Origin of the sequence: Salmonella sp. 32100201201700099SM (genome assembly GCF_017572645.1) — a bacterium.
Lineage (GTDB): Bacteria > Pseudomonadota > Gammaproteobacteria > Enterobacterales > Enterobacteriaceae > Salmonella > Salmonella enterica.
Genome location: NZ_JAGERQ010000003.1, coordinates 318130 through 336094, shown reverse-complemented (window position 1 = coordinate 336094; position 17965 = coordinate 318130). Strand labels below are relative to the sequence as shown.

The 17965-nt window shown below is 54.2% G+C and carries 22 protein-coding genes; 14 read left to right on the top strand and 8 right to left on the bottom strand.

The window, feature by feature from the left end; genetic code table 11:
• The first annotated feature begins 23 nt into the window (after window positions 1–23).
• Complete coding sequence (locus J4685_RS07140) at window positions 24–662, top strand: DUF1007 family protein (RefSeq protein ID WP_000805728.1); 639 nt, start codon at window positions 24–26, stop codon at window positions 660–662.
• Window positions 653–1639 carry a nickel/cobalt transporter gene (locus J4685_RS07135; protein WP_000111012.1) on the top strand — a complete coding sequence of 329 codons (987 nt, stop codon included), beginning with the start codon at window positions 653–655 and terminating at the stop codon, window positions 1637–1639. The genes J4685_RS07140 and J4685_RS07135 overlap by 10 nt, the downstream gene beginning before the upstream one ends.
• Here the strand turns inward: J4685_RS07135 and asrC are convergent, their stop codons facing one another.
• The 5 genes from asrC to suhB form a co-directional block, all read right to left on the bottom strand.
• Window positions 1640–2653: a sulfite reductase subunit C gene (gene asrC / locus J4685_RS07130; protein ID WP_000020684.1), complete on the bottom strand. Its 1014-nt coding sequence runs from the start codon at window positions 2651–2653 to the stop codon at window positions 1640–1642.
• A gap of 10 nt (window positions 2654–2663) precedes the next feature.
• Complete coding sequence (gene asrB / locus J4685_RS07125; protein ID WP_000017582.1) at window positions 2664–3482, bottom strand: anaerobic sulfite reductase subunit AsrB; 819 nt, start codon at window positions 3480–3482, stop codon at window positions 2664–2666.
• 3 nt (window positions 3483–3485) lie between these two features.
• Window positions 3486–4529, bottom strand: coding sequence for an anaerobic sulfite reductase subunit AsrA (gene asrA / locus J4685_RS07120; protein ID WP_000985211.1), 1044 nt, complete (start codon window positions 4527–4529; stop codon window positions 3486–3488).
• 181 nt (window positions 4530–4710) lie between these two features.
• Window positions 4711–5589, bottom strand: a complete 879-nt coding sequence (locus tag J4685_RS07115) for an alpha/beta hydrolase (RefSeq protein ID WP_000174944.1) — start codon at window positions 5587–5589, stop codon at window positions 4711–4713.
• A 144-nt stretch (window positions 5590–5733) separates the two neighbouring features.
• Window positions 5734–6537, bottom strand: coding sequence for an inositol-1-monophosphatase (gene suhB, locus J4685_RS07110; protein WP_000553467.1), 804 nt, complete (start codon window positions 6535–6537; stop codon window positions 5734–5736).
• Between the two features lie 118 nt (window positions 6538–6655).
• Between suhB and trmJ the strand changes: the two genes are divergently transcribed.
• From trmJ to sseB, 11 genes are all read left to right on the top strand, one after another.
• Complete coding sequence (trmJ, locus tag J4685_RS07105; protein WP_000940032.1) at window positions 6656–7387, top strand: tRNA (cytosine(32)/uridine(32)-2'-O)-methyltransferase TrmJ; 732 nt, start codon at window positions 6656–6658, stop codon at window positions 7385–7387.
• 177 nt (window positions 7388–7564) lie between these two features.
• The gene (iscR, locus tag J4685_RS07100; protein WP_001241346.1) at window positions 7565–8059 is read left to right on the top strand and encodes a Fe-S cluster assembly transcriptional regulator IscR; all 495 of its coding nucleotides are present in this window, start codon (window positions 7565–7567) and stop codon (window positions 8057–8059) included.
• A 180-nt stretch (window positions 8060–8239) separates the two neighbouring features.
• Window positions 8240–9454, top strand: coding sequence for a cysteine desulfurase (gene iscS, locus J4685_RS07095; protein ID WP_000775263.1), 1215 nt, complete (start codon window positions 8240–8242; stop codon window positions 9452–9454).
• Between the two features lie 27 nt (window positions 9455–9481).
• The gene (gene iscU / locus J4685_RS07090; RefSeq protein WP_000331704.1) at window positions 9482–9868 is read left to right on the top strand and encodes a Fe-S cluster assembly scaffold IscU; all 387 of its coding nucleotides are present in this window, start codon (window positions 9482–9484) and stop codon (window positions 9866–9868) included.
• 28 nt (window positions 9869–9896) lie between these two features.
• Window positions 9897–10220 (top strand): iron-sulfur cluster assembly protein IscA, encoded by a 324-nt coding sequence (gene iscA, locus J4685_RS07085; protein ID WP_000028952.1) that lies wholly within the window; start codon window positions 9897–9899, stop codon window positions 10218–10220.
• Window positions 10221–10416: 196 nt separating this feature from the next.
• Window positions 10417–10932 (top strand): co-chaperone HscB, encoded by a 516-nt coding sequence (hscB, locus tag J4685_RS07080; protein WP_000384391.1) that lies wholly within the window; start codon window positions 10417–10419, stop codon window positions 10930–10932.
• A 12-nt stretch (window positions 10933–10944) separates the two neighbouring features.
• Entirely contained in the window at window positions 10945–12795 is a 1851-nt protein-coding gene (gene hscA / locus J4685_RS07075; RefSeq protein WP_001196660.1) for a Fe-S protein assembly chaperone HscA, read from the top strand.
• A gap of 1 nt (window position 12796) precedes the next feature.
• Window positions 12797–13132 (top strand): ISC system 2Fe-2S type ferredoxin, encoded by a 336-nt coding sequence (gene fdx / locus J4685_RS07070; RefSeq protein ID WP_001124466.1) that lies wholly within the window; start codon window positions 12797–12799, stop codon window positions 13130–13132.
• A gap of 11 nt (window positions 13133–13143) precedes the next feature.
• Complete coding sequence (gene iscX / locus J4685_RS07065) at window positions 13144–13344, top strand: Fe-S cluster assembly protein IscX (protein WP_000523621.1); 201 nt, start codon at window positions 13144–13146, stop codon at window positions 13342–13344.
• Window positions 13345–13397: 53 nt separating this feature from the next.
• Window positions 13398–14681, top strand: coding sequence for an aminopeptidase PepB (gene pepB, locus J4685_RS07060; protein ID WP_000133540.1), 1284 nt, complete (start codon window positions 13398–13400; stop codon window positions 14679–14681).
• A gap of 109 nt (window positions 14682–14790) precedes the next feature.
• Window positions 14791–15567: an enhanced serine sensitivity protein SseB gene (sseB, locus tag J4685_RS07055; RefSeq protein WP_016505160.1), complete on the top strand. Its 777-nt coding sequence runs from the start codon at window positions 14791–14793 to the stop codon at window positions 15565–15567.
• Between the two features lie 36 nt (window positions 15568–15603).
• Here the strand turns inward: sseB and timP are convergent, their stop codons facing one another.
• Together timP and J4685_RS07050 are read right to left on the bottom strand one after the other, a co-directional pair.
• The gene (timP, locus tag J4685_RS22490) at window positions 15604–15720 is read right to left on the bottom strand and encodes a small toxic inner membrane protein TimP (protein WP_242617172.1); all 117 of its coding nucleotides are present in this window, start codon (window positions 15718–15720) and stop codon (window positions 15604–15606) included.
• 415 nt (window positions 15721–16135) lie between these two features.
• A complete protein-coding gene (locus tag J4685_RS07050; protein ID WP_000355301.1) occupies window positions 16136–16804 on the bottom strand; it encodes a DUF5066 family protein in 669 nt (222 codons plus the stop codon).
• Between the two features lie 41 nt (window positions 16805–16845).
• On the opposite strand from J4685_RS07050, the gene J4685_RS07045 reads away from it, so the two are divergent.
• Entirely contained in the window at window positions 16846–17070 is a 225-nt protein-coding gene (locus J4685_RS07045; protein ID WP_024131533.1) for a hypothetical protein, read from the top strand.
• Here the strand turns inward: J4685_RS07045 and sseA are convergent.
• Entirely contained in the window at window positions 17050–17892 is an 843-nt protein-coding gene (sseA, locus tag J4685_RS07040) for a 3-mercaptopyruvate sulfurtransferase (protein ID WP_000205252.1), read from the bottom strand. The genes J4685_RS07045 and sseA overlap by 21 nt on opposite strands.
• Between the last annotated feature and the right edge of the window lie 73 nt (window positions 17893–17965).

Below are 17965 nucleotides of genomic sequence, written 5' to 3'. Positions count from 1 at the left end.
AGAATTTTTATCGCGAGGAACAGATGAAGCCAGTGAAACGCAGCGCCTTAACACTATTTCTTGCCGTTTTATCTTTCGTGGCGGCGGCGCATCCGCACAGCTTCATCCGTCTGCAAACGCAGGTGGTCAGTGAAAATGAGCAATTTGTGGCGTTAAAAATGCGCTGGACAATGGACGCGCTGACGTCCGCAGATCTGCTGTATGACGCCGGAAACGCGGCACCGGGGTCAGAAATATGGAAAAAGTTGGCGGCGGAAGTGATGGCTAACGTACTTGGGCAGCACTACTTTACAGAAGTGTGGCGCAATGGCGCGAAAGTGAAGTTTAAAAACAGGCCGACAGAATACGGTATGACGCGTGACGCGCATCAGGCGGTATTGACCTTTACGCTACCGCTGGCTGAACCGCAGCCGTTAAGCGGACAGACTTATACCTTTTCAACGTTTGATCCCTCTTATTATGTCGATATGCATTATGACCAGGACAGCGATATCACGATGCCGGAACCGCTGCGCGAAAAGTGTCGGATTCAGGTTTATACTCCTGCGCCCGGCGAAGAGACGCTACGTTTCGCCCAGTCGCTGGATAAAGAGGACGCGCCGCCGGAGGATATGGATTTAGGTAAACAGTTTGCCCAAACGGTGACCTTGCAATGTCAGTAATTTTTTCTCAACGCACTCCGGGGCGACGCTGGCTCTCGCTGTGGCCATTGGCGTTATTCCTGCTGCTGATGCTGGTTGGCGGTCTGTGGATATGGCAGGCCTGGCCGCAGGTGATGTTGAAAAGCGCTCTTTGGCAGCGGGACGTAAATCAGCAGTTGAGCGCGCTGCTTAATGCGGTGGCGACGCATCCTGAGCGGGCGGGCGGATCGTTGCTTCTGCTGAGTTTTATGTATGGCGTGCTTCATGCGCTGGGGCCGGGACACGGCAAAGTGGTGATCGCGACATGGCTGGCGACGCATCCTTCGAAGCTGAAATCAAGTATCGTGTTAACCCTCGCCGCCGCGTTATTACAGGGGTTCGTGGCTATCGGGTTGGTGGTGGGCGTGCTGACCGTATTGCAACTTCCGGCCAGGCAGCTCCATCTGAGCGGTTTCTGGCTGGAAAAGGGGAGCTATGCGTTAGTTGGCGGGCTGGGCATCTTGCTGTGCTGGCGGGCCATAAAAAGGTTACGCGCGCTGCTACGTAAACCTGTCTTTATCGCTTTTACGCCGCGCCATGTTCACCATGAAAAATGCGGCTGCGGACATCAGCATCTACCGACGCAGGAACAATTGCATAGCGGCGATGACTGGCGCGCGCGACTCATGATCGTACTGTCTATGGGGATGCGGCCCTGTTCCGGCGCGATAATGGTGCTGTTATTCAGTAAAGTGATTGGCGTTTTTAGCTGGGGAATGGCGTCGGTACTGGCAATGGCGGCGGGAACCTCGCTAACGATTACCTCGCTGGCGCTGCTGGTACACACTTTTCGTGCTCTGGCGGTGAAACTCAGTGGAAACAAAGCGCCGGCGTTATGGCGGCAGGTAGGCTGGTCAACGCTGGCGCTGGCCGGAGGGGTAATATTGTTTGTCGCGGCGCTGGTCATGTGGTTTAACGTGCCGCAGCCTGTGGGCGGGTTGCGGCCATGGCGTGGTTGATTAGTGCCCGGCGGGTTTGAGATGCATCCGCGCGACGGATTCGTCTTTGGCCCAGTAAATGCGTTCGGCGACCATCGCTTCCGGATTGAGCTGAACGTCGCGCAGTACCCGTTCTTTAAAACGCAGATAGCCGCCTTTGTCGATCAGATGGCCCATATGTAGATAGATCGGTTTTCCGCCGAGCATCTCTTTTTCAAATTCATACAGGTTAACGATCACCTGCTTTATCACATCTTCGGTCACCCAGTTGAGGAAGAGCTTGCCGACGCGCGGCGTCTTTTTACTGGTGCGTCCGCCCAGACGGACTTGCCAGAGCTGATCCGGCTTACGTTGCCAGGCCAGCGTCGGACAGGCCAGCACGCACTCGCCGCAGCCGATACAGGCGGACTCTTCTTTGACCGCTTTGCCGTTCTTCAGCGCCAGGCAGCCTACCGCGTGGTGACTACAGGCTTTCACGCAGGCGCCGCAGCCGATACAGCGATCGGCAGTGAAGCGCATTTTCGCCACGCCAATAATCCCCAGATCGGCCATTGACGCCTTCGCGCAATCATTCGGGCAGCCGACGATGACCGTTTTGAGATGATAAGGGCTGGGATAGACCAGTTTTTCAAGACGACGGGACAGACCGGTCGTGTCAGTGTTGGCTTTCTGGCAAATGCGGTTCCCCTGACAGGCGACAATATTTCGCCCGCCAATAGCGAGATAGCCCGCTTTGGTATCCTCAACCTGGACGTCGCACAGTTCTATTTCAATCTCGCGAAGAAACGGCTCCAGCGCGGCGTTCACGTTGTCGATATCTTCGTAACGGATACCCGGCATCGCCAGCTTCTGGCGGGTAGTGAGGTGAATTTGTCCGTTGCCCCAGGTTTCGGCGATGTCACGCGCCACCGTTAGCAAATGCGCGGGCAAAATACCGCCGGGAATGCGGACGCTGATCATGGCTTCGCCGCGCACTTTTGACAGGCGATATTCGTTTTTCGCACGGGCTTTAATGATATCAATATCAATGCTCATGATGTTCTCCTTAATCGGCAAAACGTTGCGCGACGGCGTAGTTAAATATCGGGCCGTCGGTGCAGACATACACTTCGCCCATACGGCAGTGGCCGCACTTCCCGACGGAGCAGGCCATCCGGCGTTCGTAGTCCACCCAGATTTGCTCCGGCTTGAGCCCTTTTTGCAGCAGCATTTTTACGGTAAAGGTAATCATTATTGGCGGCCCAACGACGATGGCCTGCATGGTGTCGATATCGCTAAGCGTCATGTCGGCAAGCCGATCGGTCACCCGACCAATCTGGTAACGGTCATCAGCCTCGCCTTCATCCAGCGTGAGCACCAGATTATGTTTGCCGCGCCACGTCGCCATTTCTTCTTTGTACAGCACGCAATCGCGATTTTTATAGCCGAGAATCATATCCAGTTGACCAATTTCCTGGGGATTCTCAACGAAATAGCGCATTAAGCCTTTCACCGGCGCGACGCCCGTACCGCCTGCGACAACCAGTAAGGGCTTATGGCGCAGCGTATCGACCGGATAGCCATTGCCATAGCAGCCGCGTAGCCACACGTTGTCGCCTTCTTTCAGCGTAAAGAGGGCGCTGGTCACTTTTCCGAGATTACGAATCAGCAGATCTATCCAGCCGTCGCCGTAGTCGGAAACGGAGATGGGCGCTTCGCCGACGCGCGGCAGCGACACCTCAACAAATTGCCCCCAGTGCGCGGGAAAATCGACGGCCACGCGGAAATTCCACTCCAGCGGCGTGTGGCGAGTAATACTGAGGATGCGGTACGCCGCAGGCAGCAAACTGTGCTGCGGTTTATCATGACAGGAACAATGTGACATGCGTTATGCCTCCTCTGCCAGCGCCTGCCGAACGGCAGCGGTCATTTTGTTAATAATCAAAGAAAATTTGATGTATTGCGGGCAGCGATCGTCGCAGCGGCCGCAGCCGACGCACATATGTTCAATGCCGTTGCGCGCTTTGTAGTCATTGACCTTATGCAGGGCGCGGTAGCGCAGACGCTCGCCGGGTTTTTCGCGAAAACCATGACCGCCGGCCATGTCACTAAAGCCCGGCACCATGCAGCTTGCCCACTGGCGACGGCGTTCGCCGCGCTGCGGATTTTCATCATAGGCGACGTCAAAGACGCTATAGCAGGTACAGGTTGGGCATCCGGTAGTGCAGCGACCACAACTGATGCAGCGGCTGTCGTAGGCGTCCCATAGCGGATGGCGGGTGAGAATGTCGCGAATTTTTTGCGGATCGCGGCAAACGCTGTCCGGCGTGACGACGGTTTCCCGGTTTTCGCTGACGAAAGAGGGGGTATAGTCAGCCTCTTGCCCCAGCCCTTGTATCGCCGCCTCGATAAAGGGATCGCGGATGCTGACAAGCGCGCCCTCATCGCTAAAACGCATGGCGGCGCTATAACAGTCAGTTTTATTAGTACCCATTGAGACGCAGAAACAATTTTCGAAGCTTTTTTCACACTCAATAAGGACGAAACGAATATGCTCCCGTAGCAGTTGATAACTGTAATCGGAATTATTCCCATTTGATAAATACATATAATCCAGCCGCGACATGGCGTTAATGTCGCAGGCGCGGGCAAAGATGATTATTGGGGAGGTGTCTGTCTCGGCAATTTGAATCGTGTCTTTATCGAAATAAAAGAGCGTTTCGGTGATAGGGGCGATAATGGTATTCGGCGACATGTGCGATTTCTCGTGCCAGATGAGATCGCGCCAGCCGCTAATCCGTTGATAAATAATGTTGTCAGTGTCGGAAAAACGTCCGCCGCGAAACTCTGCGGACGGGGCAAACACGCGCCATTTTTTGTTTAATCGCTGGATAAGCAAACTAAACTCGTCAGGCGTAATTTTGATAGCCATCACATACTCCACAGTAATATTCAGGAAAAACAAATGAAAATAAATTGTTATAAAAATCAGTTGAATATTACTGTTACGCTAGCGCTAATCCACCGCCTTCGCTAACGGGAAAAAATGGTTTTTACTATCGGTATAATAAATATATTCTTAATCATAAAATATGCATATATACAGCGTCGCGCTATTTAGCGGATAGCGCGGTCTGAATAAATTTAATCATCGCATCACGGTAAAGGTTTGCATAACGTCCGGAAAAAGCATCAATGTGATCGCCGTCAGGAATGAAGATTTTTTGTTTGGGCTCCCGGGCGAGGGCATACAATTTCTCACTGTCCTGCCAGGGAATAACATGGTCTGCCGTGCCATGAAGAATCAATACCGGAATGGGGCTGACGCTGGCGATATTGCGATCCGCGCTATAGCGGTCATCAAGCAAATAGCCGCTGCCCGGGATCATCTGGTTGGCGATGGAGGAATAGGATAAAAACGTTGAGTCGAGAATAATCGCACGTATGCCCGCCTGGTCGGCGTAGCGCATATTTGCGCAGCCTACGCAGTGGCCTACGGCGGCCAGCACATTATTTCCGCCCAGGCTCTGCCCCAGCAGTACCAGGCGCTCGGGGTTAACGTCGGCGCGATGCCGCACATAATCTATCGCGCTTTTCGTATCGTCCAGTAGCCCCTCCTGTGATGGGGTGCCCTCAGATTCGCCAAACCCACGATAATCAAACATAAACAGGTTTACGTTGCGTTCTGGCAGCCAACTGACTAACGGCCAGTGCGCCGACATATTTCCGGCGTTGCCATGGACATGAATCACCGTCGCGACGGCGTTTTCCGGCCTGCCGAAAGCAGTGGGAATAAACCAGCCGTGCAGATGCGTGCCATCTTTAGCGGTAAAGGTAATGGATTCAGCTTCGGCAGGGGTTGGTCCATAGACTTTATTGTCCGGGTAATAAAAGGCATTGATCGCTACGCGGGGTAGCAGGTAAATACAGACCACAATGATAAACAGAATAAAAAGGGATTTGACGATGCGTCGGGTATGTTGAAGGGTCATGTTCGCTTCCTTGCCGCTTTATGTCCATAGCGGAGCAGGGAGCGATCGTACAAAAACATGCCGGCAAGTAAAGCGATGAGGCTGTGTTTAGGAAAAACGCCTGAAAAGGCACGGCGGATGAGTGGCTCCATCCGCCGAAGAGACTTAGCGCTTCAGCGCATCGCTCAGTTCGTCGCGCATATTCGCCAGCATGGCTTTAACGACGCGCGGATTCCCCGCCACGATATTACCGGTCATCATGTAGTTATGGCCGCCGGTGAAATCGCTGACGATACCGCCCGCTTCACGAACCAGCAGTTCGCCTGCGGCGAAATCCCACGGACGAAGGCCAATTTCAAAGAAACCATCGACACGACCTGCAGCCACATAAGCCAGATCCAGCGCGGCGGAACCGGTGCGGCGGAAATCGGCGCATTCGGTGAACAGCTTGCCGATAATATTAATGTAGGTGGTCGCATATTGTTTGGCTTTGAACGGGAAGCCAGTAGCGAGGATAGTGCCGTCCAGATCGCGCGCGGTACTGCCGCGCAGACGGTAGCCGTTCAGCTGTGCGCCCTGACCGCGGGTGGCGGTGAACAGTTCGTTACGCATCGGATCGTACACGACAGCCACTTCAGTACGGCCTTTAATGCGTACAGCAATGGAAACAGCGAAGTGTGGCAGACGTTTGATGAAGTTGGTGGTGCCATCCAGCGGATCGATAACCCATTGAACATCCTGATCTGTGCCAACGTGCTCACCGCTTTCTTCGGTGATAATAGTGTGTTGCGGGTAAGATTTGCGAATGGTGTCGATAATCACCGCTTCAGCGGCCTTATCTACATTGGTCACAAAATCGTTACTGCCTTTTTGGCTCGCTTCTACAGCGTCCGGAGTTTCATAGTTTTTGGCAATTACATTACCCGCCTTGCGCGCTGCGCGCACGGCGATGGTCAGCATCGGATGCATCGGTCTCTCTCACTGGATGTTAAAGAACGGGAAAACGGCGCAGAGTATAGCAGCGAGATCGGAATCTGTCTTGGTTTTATGGTAAGATGTCAGAATAATCTTTAGCTGAAGAAAGACAATGCTGCAAAACATTCGAATTGTGCTGGTGGAAACCTCCCACACCGGCAATATGGGCTCCGTGGCTCGCGCTATGAAAACCATGGGCTTAACTAACCTGTGGCTGGTAAACCCGTTGGTGAAACCGGACTCCCAGGCCATCGCCCTGGCGGCAGGCGCCAGCGATGTGATCGGTAATGCGCAGATCGTCGATACGCTGGATGAAGCGTTGGCTGGCTGTAGCCTGGTGGTCGGCACCAGCGCTCGCTCCCGCACTCTGCCGTGGCCGATGCTTGATCCGCGCGAGTGCGGCTTAAAAAGCGTGGCGGAAGCGGCAAATACGCCGGTTGCGCTGGTTTTTGGCCGTGAGCGTGTCGGGCTGACTAACGATGAGTTGCAAAAATGCCATTATCACGTCGCTATTGCCGCTAACCCGGAGTACAGCTCGTTGAATCTGGCGATGGCGGTACAGGTCATCGCGTATGAAGTCCGTATGGCCTGGCTGGCGACGCAGGAAAACGGCGACGCGGCAGATCATGAAGAGACGCCGTATCCGCTGGTGGACGATCTTGAACGTTTCTACGGCCACCTGGAGCAGACGTTGCTCTCCACTGGCTTTATTCGCGAAAACCATCCGGGGCAGGTGATGAATAAATTGCGCCGTCTGTTTACCCGCGCCCGCCCGGAAAGCCAGGAGTTGAATATTCTGCGTGGGATTCTGGCGTCTATTGAGCAGCAGAATAAAGGCAAGTAACCGCGTTAATGCCGGATGGCGCATCAATATCGCACGGAACGCTAAATACCTGACTAATTTACTCAAGTAAATAGTTGACCAAATTACTCGGGAATGTCAGACTTGTCCCTGCTATGCAATACCCCCATTTTACAATAAAAAACCCCGGGCAGGGGCGAGTTTGAGGTTAAGTAAGACATGAGACTGACATCTAAAGGGCGTTATGCCGTGACCGCAATGTTAGACGTTGCGCTCAACTCCGAAGCGGGCCCGGTACCGTTGGCTGATATTTCTGAACGTCAGGGGATTTCCCTTTCTTATCTGGAACAGCTATTTTCCCGTTTACGTAAAAACGGTCTGGTTTCCAGCGTACGCGGGCCGGGCGGCGGTTATCTGCTGGGTAAAGATGCTGGCAGTATTGCGGTCGGCGAAGTGATCAGCGCGGTTGATGAATCCGTTGACGCGACCCGTTGCCAGGGCAAAGGCGGCTGCCAGGGCGGCGATAAATGCCTGACCCATGCGCTGTGGCGTGATTTAAGCGATCGCCTGACCGGTTTTCTCAACAATATTACCTTAGGCGAGCTGGTGAATAACCAGGAAGTTCTGGATGTGTCTGGTCGCCAGCACACGCATGACGCGCCGCGCGCCAGCGGTCGTGCGCAGGACGCTATCGACGTTAAATTACGCGCTTAATTAAAATATTACGCCATCTCTTCTGGCGGCCTCATGCGGTGAATGCCGCGGTCGTCTGAAGGATGAAGCGTAAAAAAGAATTCAGAATCAGGCCGGGACGCGGACGTCCCGTCAACACGGTCGTACATCCAGCCGGTTGCCTGATTCCTTGCATTGAGTGATGTACGGAGTTTAAGAGCAATGAAATTACCGATTTATCTCGACTACTCCGCAACCACGCCGGTGGACCCGCGTGTTGCCGAGAAAATGATGCAGTTTCTGACCCTGGACGGAACCTTTGGGAACCCGGCGTCTCGTTCACACCGTTTCGGCTGGCAGGCTGAAGAAGCCGTCGATATCGCCCGCAACCAGATTGCTGAACTGGTCGGCGCCGACCCGCGTGAAATCGTCTTTACCTCAGGGGCGACGGAGTCCGATAACCTGGCGATTAAAGGCGCTGCTAACTTTTATCAGAAAAAAGGCAAGCACATCATCACCAGCAAGACCGAGCACAAAGCGGTGCTGGACACCTGCCGTCAGCTTGAGCGCGAAGGGTTTGAAGTGACCTACCTGGCGCCGCAGCGCAACGGCATCATCGATCTCAACGAGCTCGAAGCAGCGATGCGTGACGACACCATTCTGGTTTCCATCATGCACGTGAACAACGAAATCGGCGTGGTGCAGGATATCGCGACCATCGGCGAAATGTGCCGCGCGCGCGGTATCATCTACCACGTTGACGCCACCCAGAGCGTGGGCAAACTGCCTATCGACCTGAGCCAACTGAAAGTGGATCTGATGTCCTTCTCCGGTCATAAAATTTATGGTCCGAAAGGCATTGGCGCGCTGTATGTGCGTCGTAAGCCGCGTATTCGCATTGAAGCGCAGATGCATGGCGGCGGGCACGAGCGCGGTATGCGCTCTGGTACTCTGCCTGTTCACCAGATCGTCGGCATGGGCGAAGCTTACCGTATCGCGAAAGAAGAGATGGAGACCGAAATGGCCCGTCTGCGCGGTCTGCGTAACCGTCTGTGGAACGGCATCAAAGATATTGAAGAAGTTTACCTGAACGGCGACCTTGAGCAGGGCGCGCCAAACATTCTCAACGTGAGCTTTAACTACGTTGAAGGCGAGTCGCTGATCATGGCGCTGAAAGACCTGGCGGTCTCTTCCGGTTCCGCCTGCACCTCCGCCAGTCTGGAACCGTCCTACGTGCTGCGCGCGTTGGGCATGAATGACGAGCTGGCGCATAGCTCTATCCGTTTCTCTTTAGGTCGTTTTACCACTGAAGAAGAGATCGACTACACCATTGATCTGGTTCGTAAATCCATTGGCCGTCTGCGTGACCTTTCTCCACTGTGGGAAATGTACAAGCAGGGTGTGGATCTGAACAGCATCGAATGGGCACATCATTAATCGGTATCGGAATCAGGAGAATTTATAATGGCTTACAGCGAAAAAGTAATCGATCACTATGAGAACCCGCGTAACGTAGGGTCGTTTGACAACAACGACGATAACGTGGGAAGCGGTATGGTTGGCGCGCCGGCCTGCGGCGACGTCATGAAGTTGCAGATTAAAGTTAACGATGAAGGTATCATTGAAGACGCGCGCTTCAAGACTTACGGCTGCGGTTCCGCTATCGCCTCCAGTTCTCTGGTAACGGAGTGGGTGAAAGGGAAATCCCTGGACGAAGCGCAGGCGATTAAAAACACCGACATTGCAGACGAACTGGAGCTGCCGCCGGTGAAAATTCACTGCTCTATTCTGGCGGAAGACGCGATTAAAGCCGCTATTGCGGATTACAAAAGCAAACGCGAAGCGAAATAAAATAGAACGTTAACATTGAGGTTTTGTTATGTCGATTACACTTAGCGACAGTGCAGCAGCGCGAGTTAATACCTTCCTGGCCAACCGTGGTAAAGGGTTTGGTCTGCGTCTGGGCGTGAGAACCTCCGGCTGCTCAGGTATGGCTTATGTACTGGAATTTGTTGACGAGCCGACGGCGGAAGACACCGTGTTTGAAGACAAAGGCGTTAAGGTAGTGGTTGACGGCAAGAGCCTGCAATTTCTGGACGGTACACAGCTGGACTTCGTAAAAGAAGGCCTGAACGAAGGGTTTAAATTCTCCAACCCGAATGTGAAAGATGAGTGTGGTTGCGGCGAAAGCTTCCACGTGTAACTGTGTTCCGCTGTTATACCGAGTCATTCGTGCTGCAGAAAAGCGGCAAGCGAGTGAATCCCCAGACGCTTACTTGAGTAAGTGACTGGGGGAACCCGCGCAGACAACGCATCTGCGGCGCGAAGTAAGAAGGTATAACCCCACCGTGGTCGCCTGCGTGTGGGGTTTGTTCTGACAGGCTATCCCTGAGAATGTTATGGATTACTTCACCCTCTTTGGCTTACCAGCCCGTTATCAGATTGACACCCAGGCGCTGAGCTTTCGTTTTCAGGATCTGCAACGCCAGTATCACCCTGACAAATTTGCCAACGGCACTCAGGCGCAGCAGCTTGCCGCCGTCCAGCAATCCGCCACGATCAACCAGGCCTGGCAAACGCTGCGTCACCCTTTGACGCGCGCGGAGTATCTGCTTTCCTTACACGGGTTCGATCTGGCCAGCGAGCAGCATACGGTACGCGACACCGCGTTTCTGATGGAACAACTCACGCTTCGCGAAGAGCTGGACGATATCGAACAATCAAAAGACGACGCGCGGCTGGAAAGCTTCATCAAACGCGTACAAAAGATGTTTGATGCTCGTCTTCAGCAAATGGTGGAACAGTTGGACAACGCCGCGTGGGACGCGGCGGCGGATACGGTGCGCAAACTGCGGTTTCTCGATAAACTGCGAAGCAGCGCAGAACAACTCGAAGAAAAGCTGCTCGATTTTTAACTGGAATCTAACATGGCCTTATTACAAATTAGTGAGCCTGGTCTGAGCGCCGCGCCGCATCAGCGTCGTCTGGCGGCGGGCATCGACTTAGGCACTACCAACTCTCTGGTTGCGACGGTTCGCAGCGGCCAGGCGGAAACACTGCCTGACCACGAAGGGCGCCACCTGTTGCCTTCAGTGGTTCACTATCAGCAGCAGGGCCATACGGTCGGTTACGCTGCGCGTGACAATGCCGCGCAGGATACGGCCAACACTATCAGCTCTGTGAAACGCATGATGGGACGCTCGCTGGCGGATATCCAGGCGCGCTATCCGCATCTGCCTTACCGGTTTAAGGCAAGCGTTAATGGGCTACCGATGATTGACACGGCGGCTGGATTGCTCAATCCGGTACGCGTATCTGCTGATATTCTCAAAGCGCTGGCCGCGCGGGCTAGCGAATCGCTCTCCGGCGAGCTGGATGGCGTGGTGATTACCGTTCCCGCCTATTTCGATGATGCCCAACGTCAGGGGACGAAAGACGCCGCGCGGCTGGCAGGCCTGCATGTCCTGCGCCTGCTCAACGAACCGACGGCGGCGGCGATTGCCTACGGTCTGGACTCAGGCAAAGAAGGCGTTATCGCTGTTTACGATCTCGGCGGCGGTACCTTCGATATCTCTATCTTACGCCTGAGCCGCGGGGTGTTTGAAGTGCTGGCGACGGGCGGTGATTCTGCGCTCGGTGGCGACGACTTTGACCATCTGCTGGCGGACTATATTCGTGAGCAGGCGGGAATTGCCGATCGTAGCGACAATCGCGTTCAGCGCGAACTGCTGGATGCCGCGATTACCGCGAAAATCGCCTTAAGCGATGCTGATACCGTTCGCGTTAATGTTGCAGGCTGGCAGGGGGAGATCACCCGCGAGCAGTTTAACGATCTCATTTCCGCGCTGGTTAAGCGCACGCTATTGGCCTGCCGTCGCGCATTGAAAGATGCCGGCGTTGAGCCCCAGGACGTTCTGGAAGTGGTCATGGTCGGCGGTTCGACCCGTGTACCGCTGGTGCGTGAGCGGGTGGGCGAATTTTTTGGCCGCACGCCGTTAACCGCTATTGACCCGGATAAAGTGGTCGCTATTGGCGCAGCGATTCAGGCCGATATTCTGGTCGGCAACAAGCCGGACAGCGAAATGCTGCTGCTGGACGTGATTCCACTCTCTCTTGGGCTGGAAACGATGGGCGGCCTGGTGGAAAAAGTCATTCCGCGCAACACCACTATCCCGGTGGCGCGCGCGCAGGATTTCACCACCTTCAAAGACGGCCAGACCGCGATGTCTATCCATGTGATGCAGGGCGAACGCGAACTGGTGCAGGACTGCCGCTCGCTGGCGCGCTTTGCGCTGCGCGGGATCCCGCCGCTGCCGGCGGGCGGGGCGCATATTCGCGTGACCTTCCAGGTAGACGCCGATGGCCTGTTGAGCGTCACCGCAATGGAAAAATCCACTGGCGTCGAGGCCTCCATTCAGGTCAAACCTTCCTATGGCCTGACCGATAGCGAAATCGCCTCGATGATCAAGGATTCCATGAGTTTTGCCGAGCAGGACGTGAAAGCGCGTATGCTGGCGGAGCAAAAAGTCGAAGCCGCGCGCGTGCTGGAAAGTTTGACCGGCGCGCTAACTGCCGACGCCGCGCTGTTAAGCGCCGCAGAACGTCAATGCATTGATGATGCCGCCGCACATTTAAGCGCGGTCGCACAAGGCGATGATGTTGACGCCATAGAACAAGCCATTAAAAACGTAGATAAACAAACCCAGGAATTTGCCGCTCGCCGCATGGACCAGTCGGTTCGTCGCGCGTTGAAAGGCCATTCCGTAGACGAGGTTTAACATGCCGAAGATTGTTATTCTGCCTCATCAGGATCTTTGTCCGGATGGCGCAGTTCTGGAAGCTGAGACCGGTGAAACCATTCTTGACGTTGCGCTGCGCAACGGCATCGAGATTGAACACGCCTGTGAGAAATCGTGCGCCTGCACCACCTGTCACTGTATTGTACGTGAAGGCTTCGACTCCTTGCCGGAAAGTTCGGAAGAAGAAGACGATATGCTGGATAAAGCGTGGGGGCTGGAGCCGGAAAGTCGACTGAGCTGCCAGGCCCGCGTTACCGACGACGATCTGGTTATCGAAATTCCACGTTACACAATCAACCATGCGCGTGAGCATTAACAGAGGGTAGTATGGGACTCAAGTGGACCGATAGCCGCGAGATCGGCGAAGCGTTATACGACGCATATCCTGATGTCGATCCTAAAACCGTTCGTTTCACCGATCTGCATCAGTGGATCTGCGAACTGGACGATTTTGACGACGACCCTAACGCATCCAATGAAAAAATTCTGGAGGCGATTCTGCTAGTCTGGTTGGATGAAGCAGAGTAAGTCAAATAACGGGCTGCCCTACGGCGGCCCGTTTGCTAATAAGGAAAATAACAATGACAGAAGCCATGAAAATTACGCTTTCCACGCAGCCTGCCGATGCGCGCTGGGGCGATAAAGCCACTTACAGTATTAATAACGACGGTATTACCTTGCATCTTAACGGTAAAGACGATCTGGGATTGATCCAGCGTGCGGCGCGTAAAATCGACGGCCTGGGAATAAAACAGGTCGCGCTGACAGGCGAAGGATGGGATACCGAGCGTTGTTGGGCATTCTGGGCGGGTTACAAAGGACCAAAAGGCGTCCGTACCGTAATGTGGCCGGATTTAGACGATGCCCAACGTCAGGAGCTGGATAACCGCCTGACCATTATTGACTGGGTGCGCGACACCATTAATGCTCCGGCGGAAGAGCTTGGGCCGGAGCAACTGGCGCAGCGCGCAGTGGATCTGCTGTGCAGCGTCGCGTGCGATAGCGTCACTTATCGTATCACCAAAGGCGAAGATCTGCGCGAGCAGAACTATATGGGGCTGCATACCGTAGGCCGTGGTTCCGAGCGTCCGCCGGTGCTGCTGGCGCTGGATTACAACCCGACGGGAGACAAAGATGCGCCGGTTTATGCCTGCCTGGTCGGTAAAGGTATCACCTTTGACTCCGGCGGCTACAGTATCAAACAAAGCGCTTTTATGGATTCTATGAAATCCGATATGGGCGGCGCGGCGACAGTAACAGGCGCGCTGGCGTTCGCCATTACCCGTGGGCTGAATAAACGCGTAAAACTGTTCCTGTGCTGCGCCGATAATCTGATCAGCGGCAACGCGTTTAAACTGGGCGATATTATTCGCTACCGTAATGGCAAGAATGTCGAAGTCATGAATACCGATGCGGAAGGGCGACTGGTACTGGCGGATGGCCTGATTGACGCCAGCGCGCAACACCCGCAGCTAATCATTGATATGGCGACGTTAACCGGCGCGGCGAAAACGGCGCTGGGTAACGACTACCATGCGCTATTCAGTTTTGACGATACGCTGGCGGGGCGCTTGCTGACCAGCGCGGCGCAAGAGAATGAACCGTTCTGGCGTCTGCCGCTGGCGGAGTTTCACCGTAACCAACTGCCGTCTAACTTTGCGGAACTGAACAACACCGGCAGCGCGGCGTATCCCGCCGGGGCAAGCACCGCCGCGGGTTTTCTGTCGCACTTTGTTGAAAATTACCGCGAAGGCTGGCTGCACATTGACTGTTCCGCCACTTATCGCAAAGCGCCGGTTGAGCAGTGGGCTGCCGGGGCAACCGGTCTGGGTGTGCGCATCATCGCGAATCTGCTGACCGCCTGAACGGTGTTTTTGTAGGCCGGGTAAGCGAAGCGCCACCCGGCATTTCGCCTGATGGCGACGCCGTGCGTCTTATCAGGCCTACAACCCATATACATAATTTGTGATTCCTATGTCCGAAACTAAAAATGAATTAGAAATCTTGCTGGAGAAAGCGGCGACTGAGCCCGCGCATCGTCCGGCATTTTTTCGTACCTTACTGGAGTCCACCGTCTGGGTGCCGGGCAGCGCTGCCGAAGGCGAGGCGATTGTGGAAGACAGCGCTCTGGATTTGCAGCACTGGGAAAAAGAAGACGGCACGACCGTCATTCCCTTCTTTACTTCTCTGGAGGCGCTGCAGCAGGCCGTGGAAGACGAACAGGCGTTTGTGGTGATGCCGGCGCGCACGCTGTTTGAAATGACGCTTGGCGAAACGTTATTCCTCAACGCTAAATTGCCGACCGGCAAAGAGTTTATGCCGCGTGAAATCAGCCTGCTTCTCGCTGAGGAAGGCAGTCCGTTAAGTACGCAGGAAGTGCTGGAAGGCGGCGAGTCGCTTATTTTATCCGAAGTGGCCGAGCCGCCGTCGCAGATGATTGATTCCCTCACTACGCTGTTTAAAACCATCAAACCGGTGAAACGCGCATTTCTCTGCGCGATTAAAGAACATGCGGACGCCCAACCTAATCTGCTGATTGGCATTGAGGCTGACGGCGAAATTGAAGAGATCATTCACGCAGCGGGCAATGTGGCGACCGACACGTTACCGGGTGACGAACCGATCGATATTTGTCAGGTGAGGAAGGGCGCGCAGGGTATCAGCCACTTTATCACCGAGCATATCGCGCCGTTCTACGAGCGTCGTTGGGGTGGGTTCCTGCGCGATTTTAAACAGAACCGCATCATCTGAAGAAAAGAAAGCCGCCCAACAGGGCGGCCTCCTGGCTTACCTGCTCTGGACGTTGAGCGTTACGGGAACAGAATTACCTGGGTAGCTTCTGTCTGCGTGAAGACACAACGTGCCAGAAACAAGAAGCACGACACAAAAGCATCGTACCTTCATGTTGCGGTCCTTGCGAAGACCGCATCACGGTAGCACCGCTGGCGATAATGCCGTGATAGCAGGCACTGTGGTGTGCCTGCGCTTACGGCCATGGAACATCCTCTCCTGAAGCCAGCGCTCGTTTGCGAGACGGCGGAGGGGGCCGGGAAAGATAATACCTCAAATGCTGAATAGTTTCGTCGTGAATTAACTTGACTTTGCTCTCCTTAAAAGGGAGTATTTACCTACTGTGGTGTGCCTGCGTTGCTATGGCAACAAAGCCTGCTGGAAAGGCCGCGAACCGGACCAGCACAAAAAAACCGCTCAACTGAGCGGTTTTTTTGTGGCCTGCTTAAACAGTATTTATGTAGATTCGTTTTAAATCAGCCTGAACGGTAGGCCGGATAAGCGTGAGCGCCACCCGACAGCATGTCGATTAATCGACGAGCGCGTCCAGTTTTGCCCAAAACGCCTCATGATAATCCTCCAGGTCAAGTAAAGCGGCATCGCGTTGTTCATTCATTTTTTGCTGTGCCTTCCATTGCGGAAGATGTAAATCCTCTTCGGTAAAGCCAATGTCTTTAGCGCCCGAAATAATATTATAGAGGTATTCCACCAGAGAAGACTCCGCCAGCCAGAATTCATTACGCTCTATGCGGGCAATAGGGTATTCGCCGTTGGCATCCCGTTCTGTGATATAGATAAAAATGGCCTGATCGCCGACATGATCGATACGAATTAATGCCGGAAGACGGGGATCGTTACTCCAGACAGGCATCAGATCTTCAATATCAATACCTGAGCTATCCATGCCAGCGCCGTAATACGCCTCTTCATCAGGAGAGTAAGAATGTATTACTCCCTCTTTATCAATAGATCTTTGTAATGTTTCAATCACAGGCATATTATAATTGCTAAGTAGATCGCGGTCGTAGGCCAGTAGCGCCTTCAGGCTTTCAGGTAACTCAGTGGTTTCCGTATTTTGCGGATCGCGATACTTACGCACTCGCAGACGACTTATTTCCTCGGCAGACATAGGAGTAGGTACCTTATTACGGTTAACCTTTTTAACCAACTCAATTAAATTAGCGAGTGAAATATCCATTTTCCATCCTTAAAAATTATATTTACAGGAGTTATTTTCCGGTGAAAACCAAAACAGCGGTGATGATACTCCTTATACCCGGCGTAAAGTATTTACCGATAAAAAATAGGATTTTATTAAGAGAAAATAATGCCCGTTTGCAGGACAGTGGAAAACAGCTGAATAAAAACAATGTCTGTAGATCGTTTTACATCAGCCTGAACGGTAGGCCGGATAAGCGTGAGCGCCATCCGGCATGGCAGATATTAAGCGGGTTCAACCGGTAAATCGGTACGCACGCCCCATTCGCTCCACGCGCCGTCGTAAAGCGTGACGTCAGGTACATCCAGCGTGGCGAGCGCCAGCACCACGACCGCGGCCGTCACACCGGAACCGCAACTGGCGATAATCGGTCTGTCGAAACTCACGCCGTGGCTGAAAAAAACCTCATTCAGTTCGTCAGTGGTCTTTAATTCGCCCTCATACACCAGTTCCGTCCACGGGACGTTTAGCGCGCCAGGAATGTGTCCGCGCCTCAGTCCCGGACGCGGTTCATCAGCCTGAGCGTTAAAACGCGCCGCCGGACGCGCGTCAACGATTTGCGCGGTTTTTTCATGGCTTGCCAGCAATACGTCGGTGAGACGCACCACGGCTTGCGGCGTGAATTTCGCCTCAAACTCGCCTCCTTCATGCGCTTCCTCGCCTTCGCGCAATAGCCATTCGTCGCGCTGCCAGCCCGCCAGTCCGCCCGCCAGAATGGACACTTTCTCGGCACCGAACGTGCGCAGCATCCACCACGCCCGCGGAGCGGAGAACAGATTGCCTTCATCGTATATGACCAGGTGTTTATCCTGGCGAACACCCAGTTCACGCATGGCCACCGCAAACGCTTCCGGGCGCGGCATCATATGCGGCAACGGCGATGCGCGATCGGAAAGCGCTTCAATATCAAAAAACAGCGCGCCGGGAATATGTCCGGCGCGATATTCGCCCGCCATATCACGATGTTCCTGTCCTGGCGGCGCCATACGGGCGTCAAGAATCTGTATTTCCGGATCATCAATATGTTCGGCAAGCCAGTCGGCGGCGACAAAAAAGGCGGTGGTCATGGGCATCTCCATTGTTACCTGATTATGGTCAAATTGTCGGACGTTTCCCGAAAAGGGACAAGTAGAAGAGGCT

Bases quoted from the DNA above. Each gene is read 5' to 3' on its own strand.
- J4685_RS07140 (WP_000805728.1), top strand. From the start codon at position 24: ATGAAGCCAGTGAAACGCAGCGCCTTAACACTATTTCTTGCCGTTTTA.
- J4685_RS07135 (WP_000111012.1), top strand. From the start codon at position 653: ATGTCAGTAATTTTTTCTCAACGCACTCCGGGGCGACGCTGGCTCTCG.
- asrC (WP_000020684.1), bottom strand. From the start codon at position 2,653: ATGAGCATTGATATTGATATCATTAAAGCCCGTGCGAAAAACGAATAT.
- asrB (WP_000017582.1), bottom strand. From the start codon at position 3,482: ATGTCACATTGTTCCTGTCATGATAAACCGCAGCACAGTTTGCTGCCT.
- asrA (WP_000985211.1), bottom strand. From the start codon at position 4,529: ATGGCTATCAAAATTACGCCTGACGAGTTTAGTTTGCTTATCCAGCGA.
- J4685_RS07115 (WP_000174944.1), bottom strand. From the start codon at position 5,589: ATGACCCTTCAACATACCCGACGCATCGTCAAATCCCTTTTTATTCTG.
- suhB (WP_000553467.1), bottom strand. From the start codon at position 6,537: ATGCATCCGATGCTGACCATCGCCGTGCGCGCAGCGCGCAAGGCGGGT.
- trmJ (WP_000940032.1), top strand. From the start codon at position 6,656: ATGCTGCAAAACATTCGAATTGTGCTGGTGGAAACCTCCCACACCGGC.
- iscR (WP_001241346.1), top strand. From the start codon at position 7,565: ATGAGACTGACATCTAAAGGGCGTTATGCCGTGACCGCAATGTTAGAC.
- iscS (WP_000775263.1), top strand. From the start codon at position 8,240: ATGAAATTACCGATTTATCTCGACTACTCCGCAACCACGCCGGTGGAC.
- iscU (WP_000331704.1), top strand. From the start codon at position 9,482: ATGGCTTACAGCGAAAAAGTAATCGATCACTATGAGAACCCGCGTAAC.
- iscA (WP_000028952.1), top strand. From the start codon at position 9,897: ATGTCGATTACACTTAGCGACAGTGCAGCAGCGCGAGTTAATACCTTC.
- hscB (WP_000384391.1), top strand. From the start codon at position 10,417: ATGGATTACTTCACCCTCTTTGGCTTACCAGCCCGTTATCAGATTGAC.
- hscA (WP_001196660.1), top strand. From the start codon at position 10,945: ATGGCCTTATTACAAATTAGTGAGCCTGGTCTGAGCGCCGCGCCGCAT.
- fdx (WP_001124466.1), top strand. From the start codon at position 12,797: ATGCCGAAGATTGTTATTCTGCCTCATCAGGATCTTTGTCCGGATGGC.
- iscX (WP_000523621.1), top strand. From the start codon at position 13,144: ATGGGACTCAAGTGGACCGATAGCCGCGAGATCGGCGAAGCGTTATAC.
- pepB (WP_000133540.1), top strand. From the start codon at position 13,398: ATGACAGAAGCCATGAAAATTACGCTTTCCACGCAGCCTGCCGATGCG.
- sseB (WP_016505160.1), top strand. From the start codon at position 14,791: ATGTCCGAAACTAAAAATGAATTAGAAATCTTGCTGGAGAAAGCGGCG.
- timP (WP_242617172.1), bottom strand. From the start codon at position 15,720: ATGAAGGTACGATGCTTTTGTGTCGTGCTTCTTGTTTCTGGCACGTTG.
- J4685_RS07050 (WP_000355301.1), bottom strand. From the start codon at position 16,804: ATGGATATTTCACTCGCTAATTTAATTGAGTTGGTTAAAAAGGTTAAC.
- sseA (WP_000205252.1), bottom strand. From the start codon at position 17,892: ATGACCACCGCCTTTTTTGTCGCCGCCGACTGGCTTGCCGAACATATT.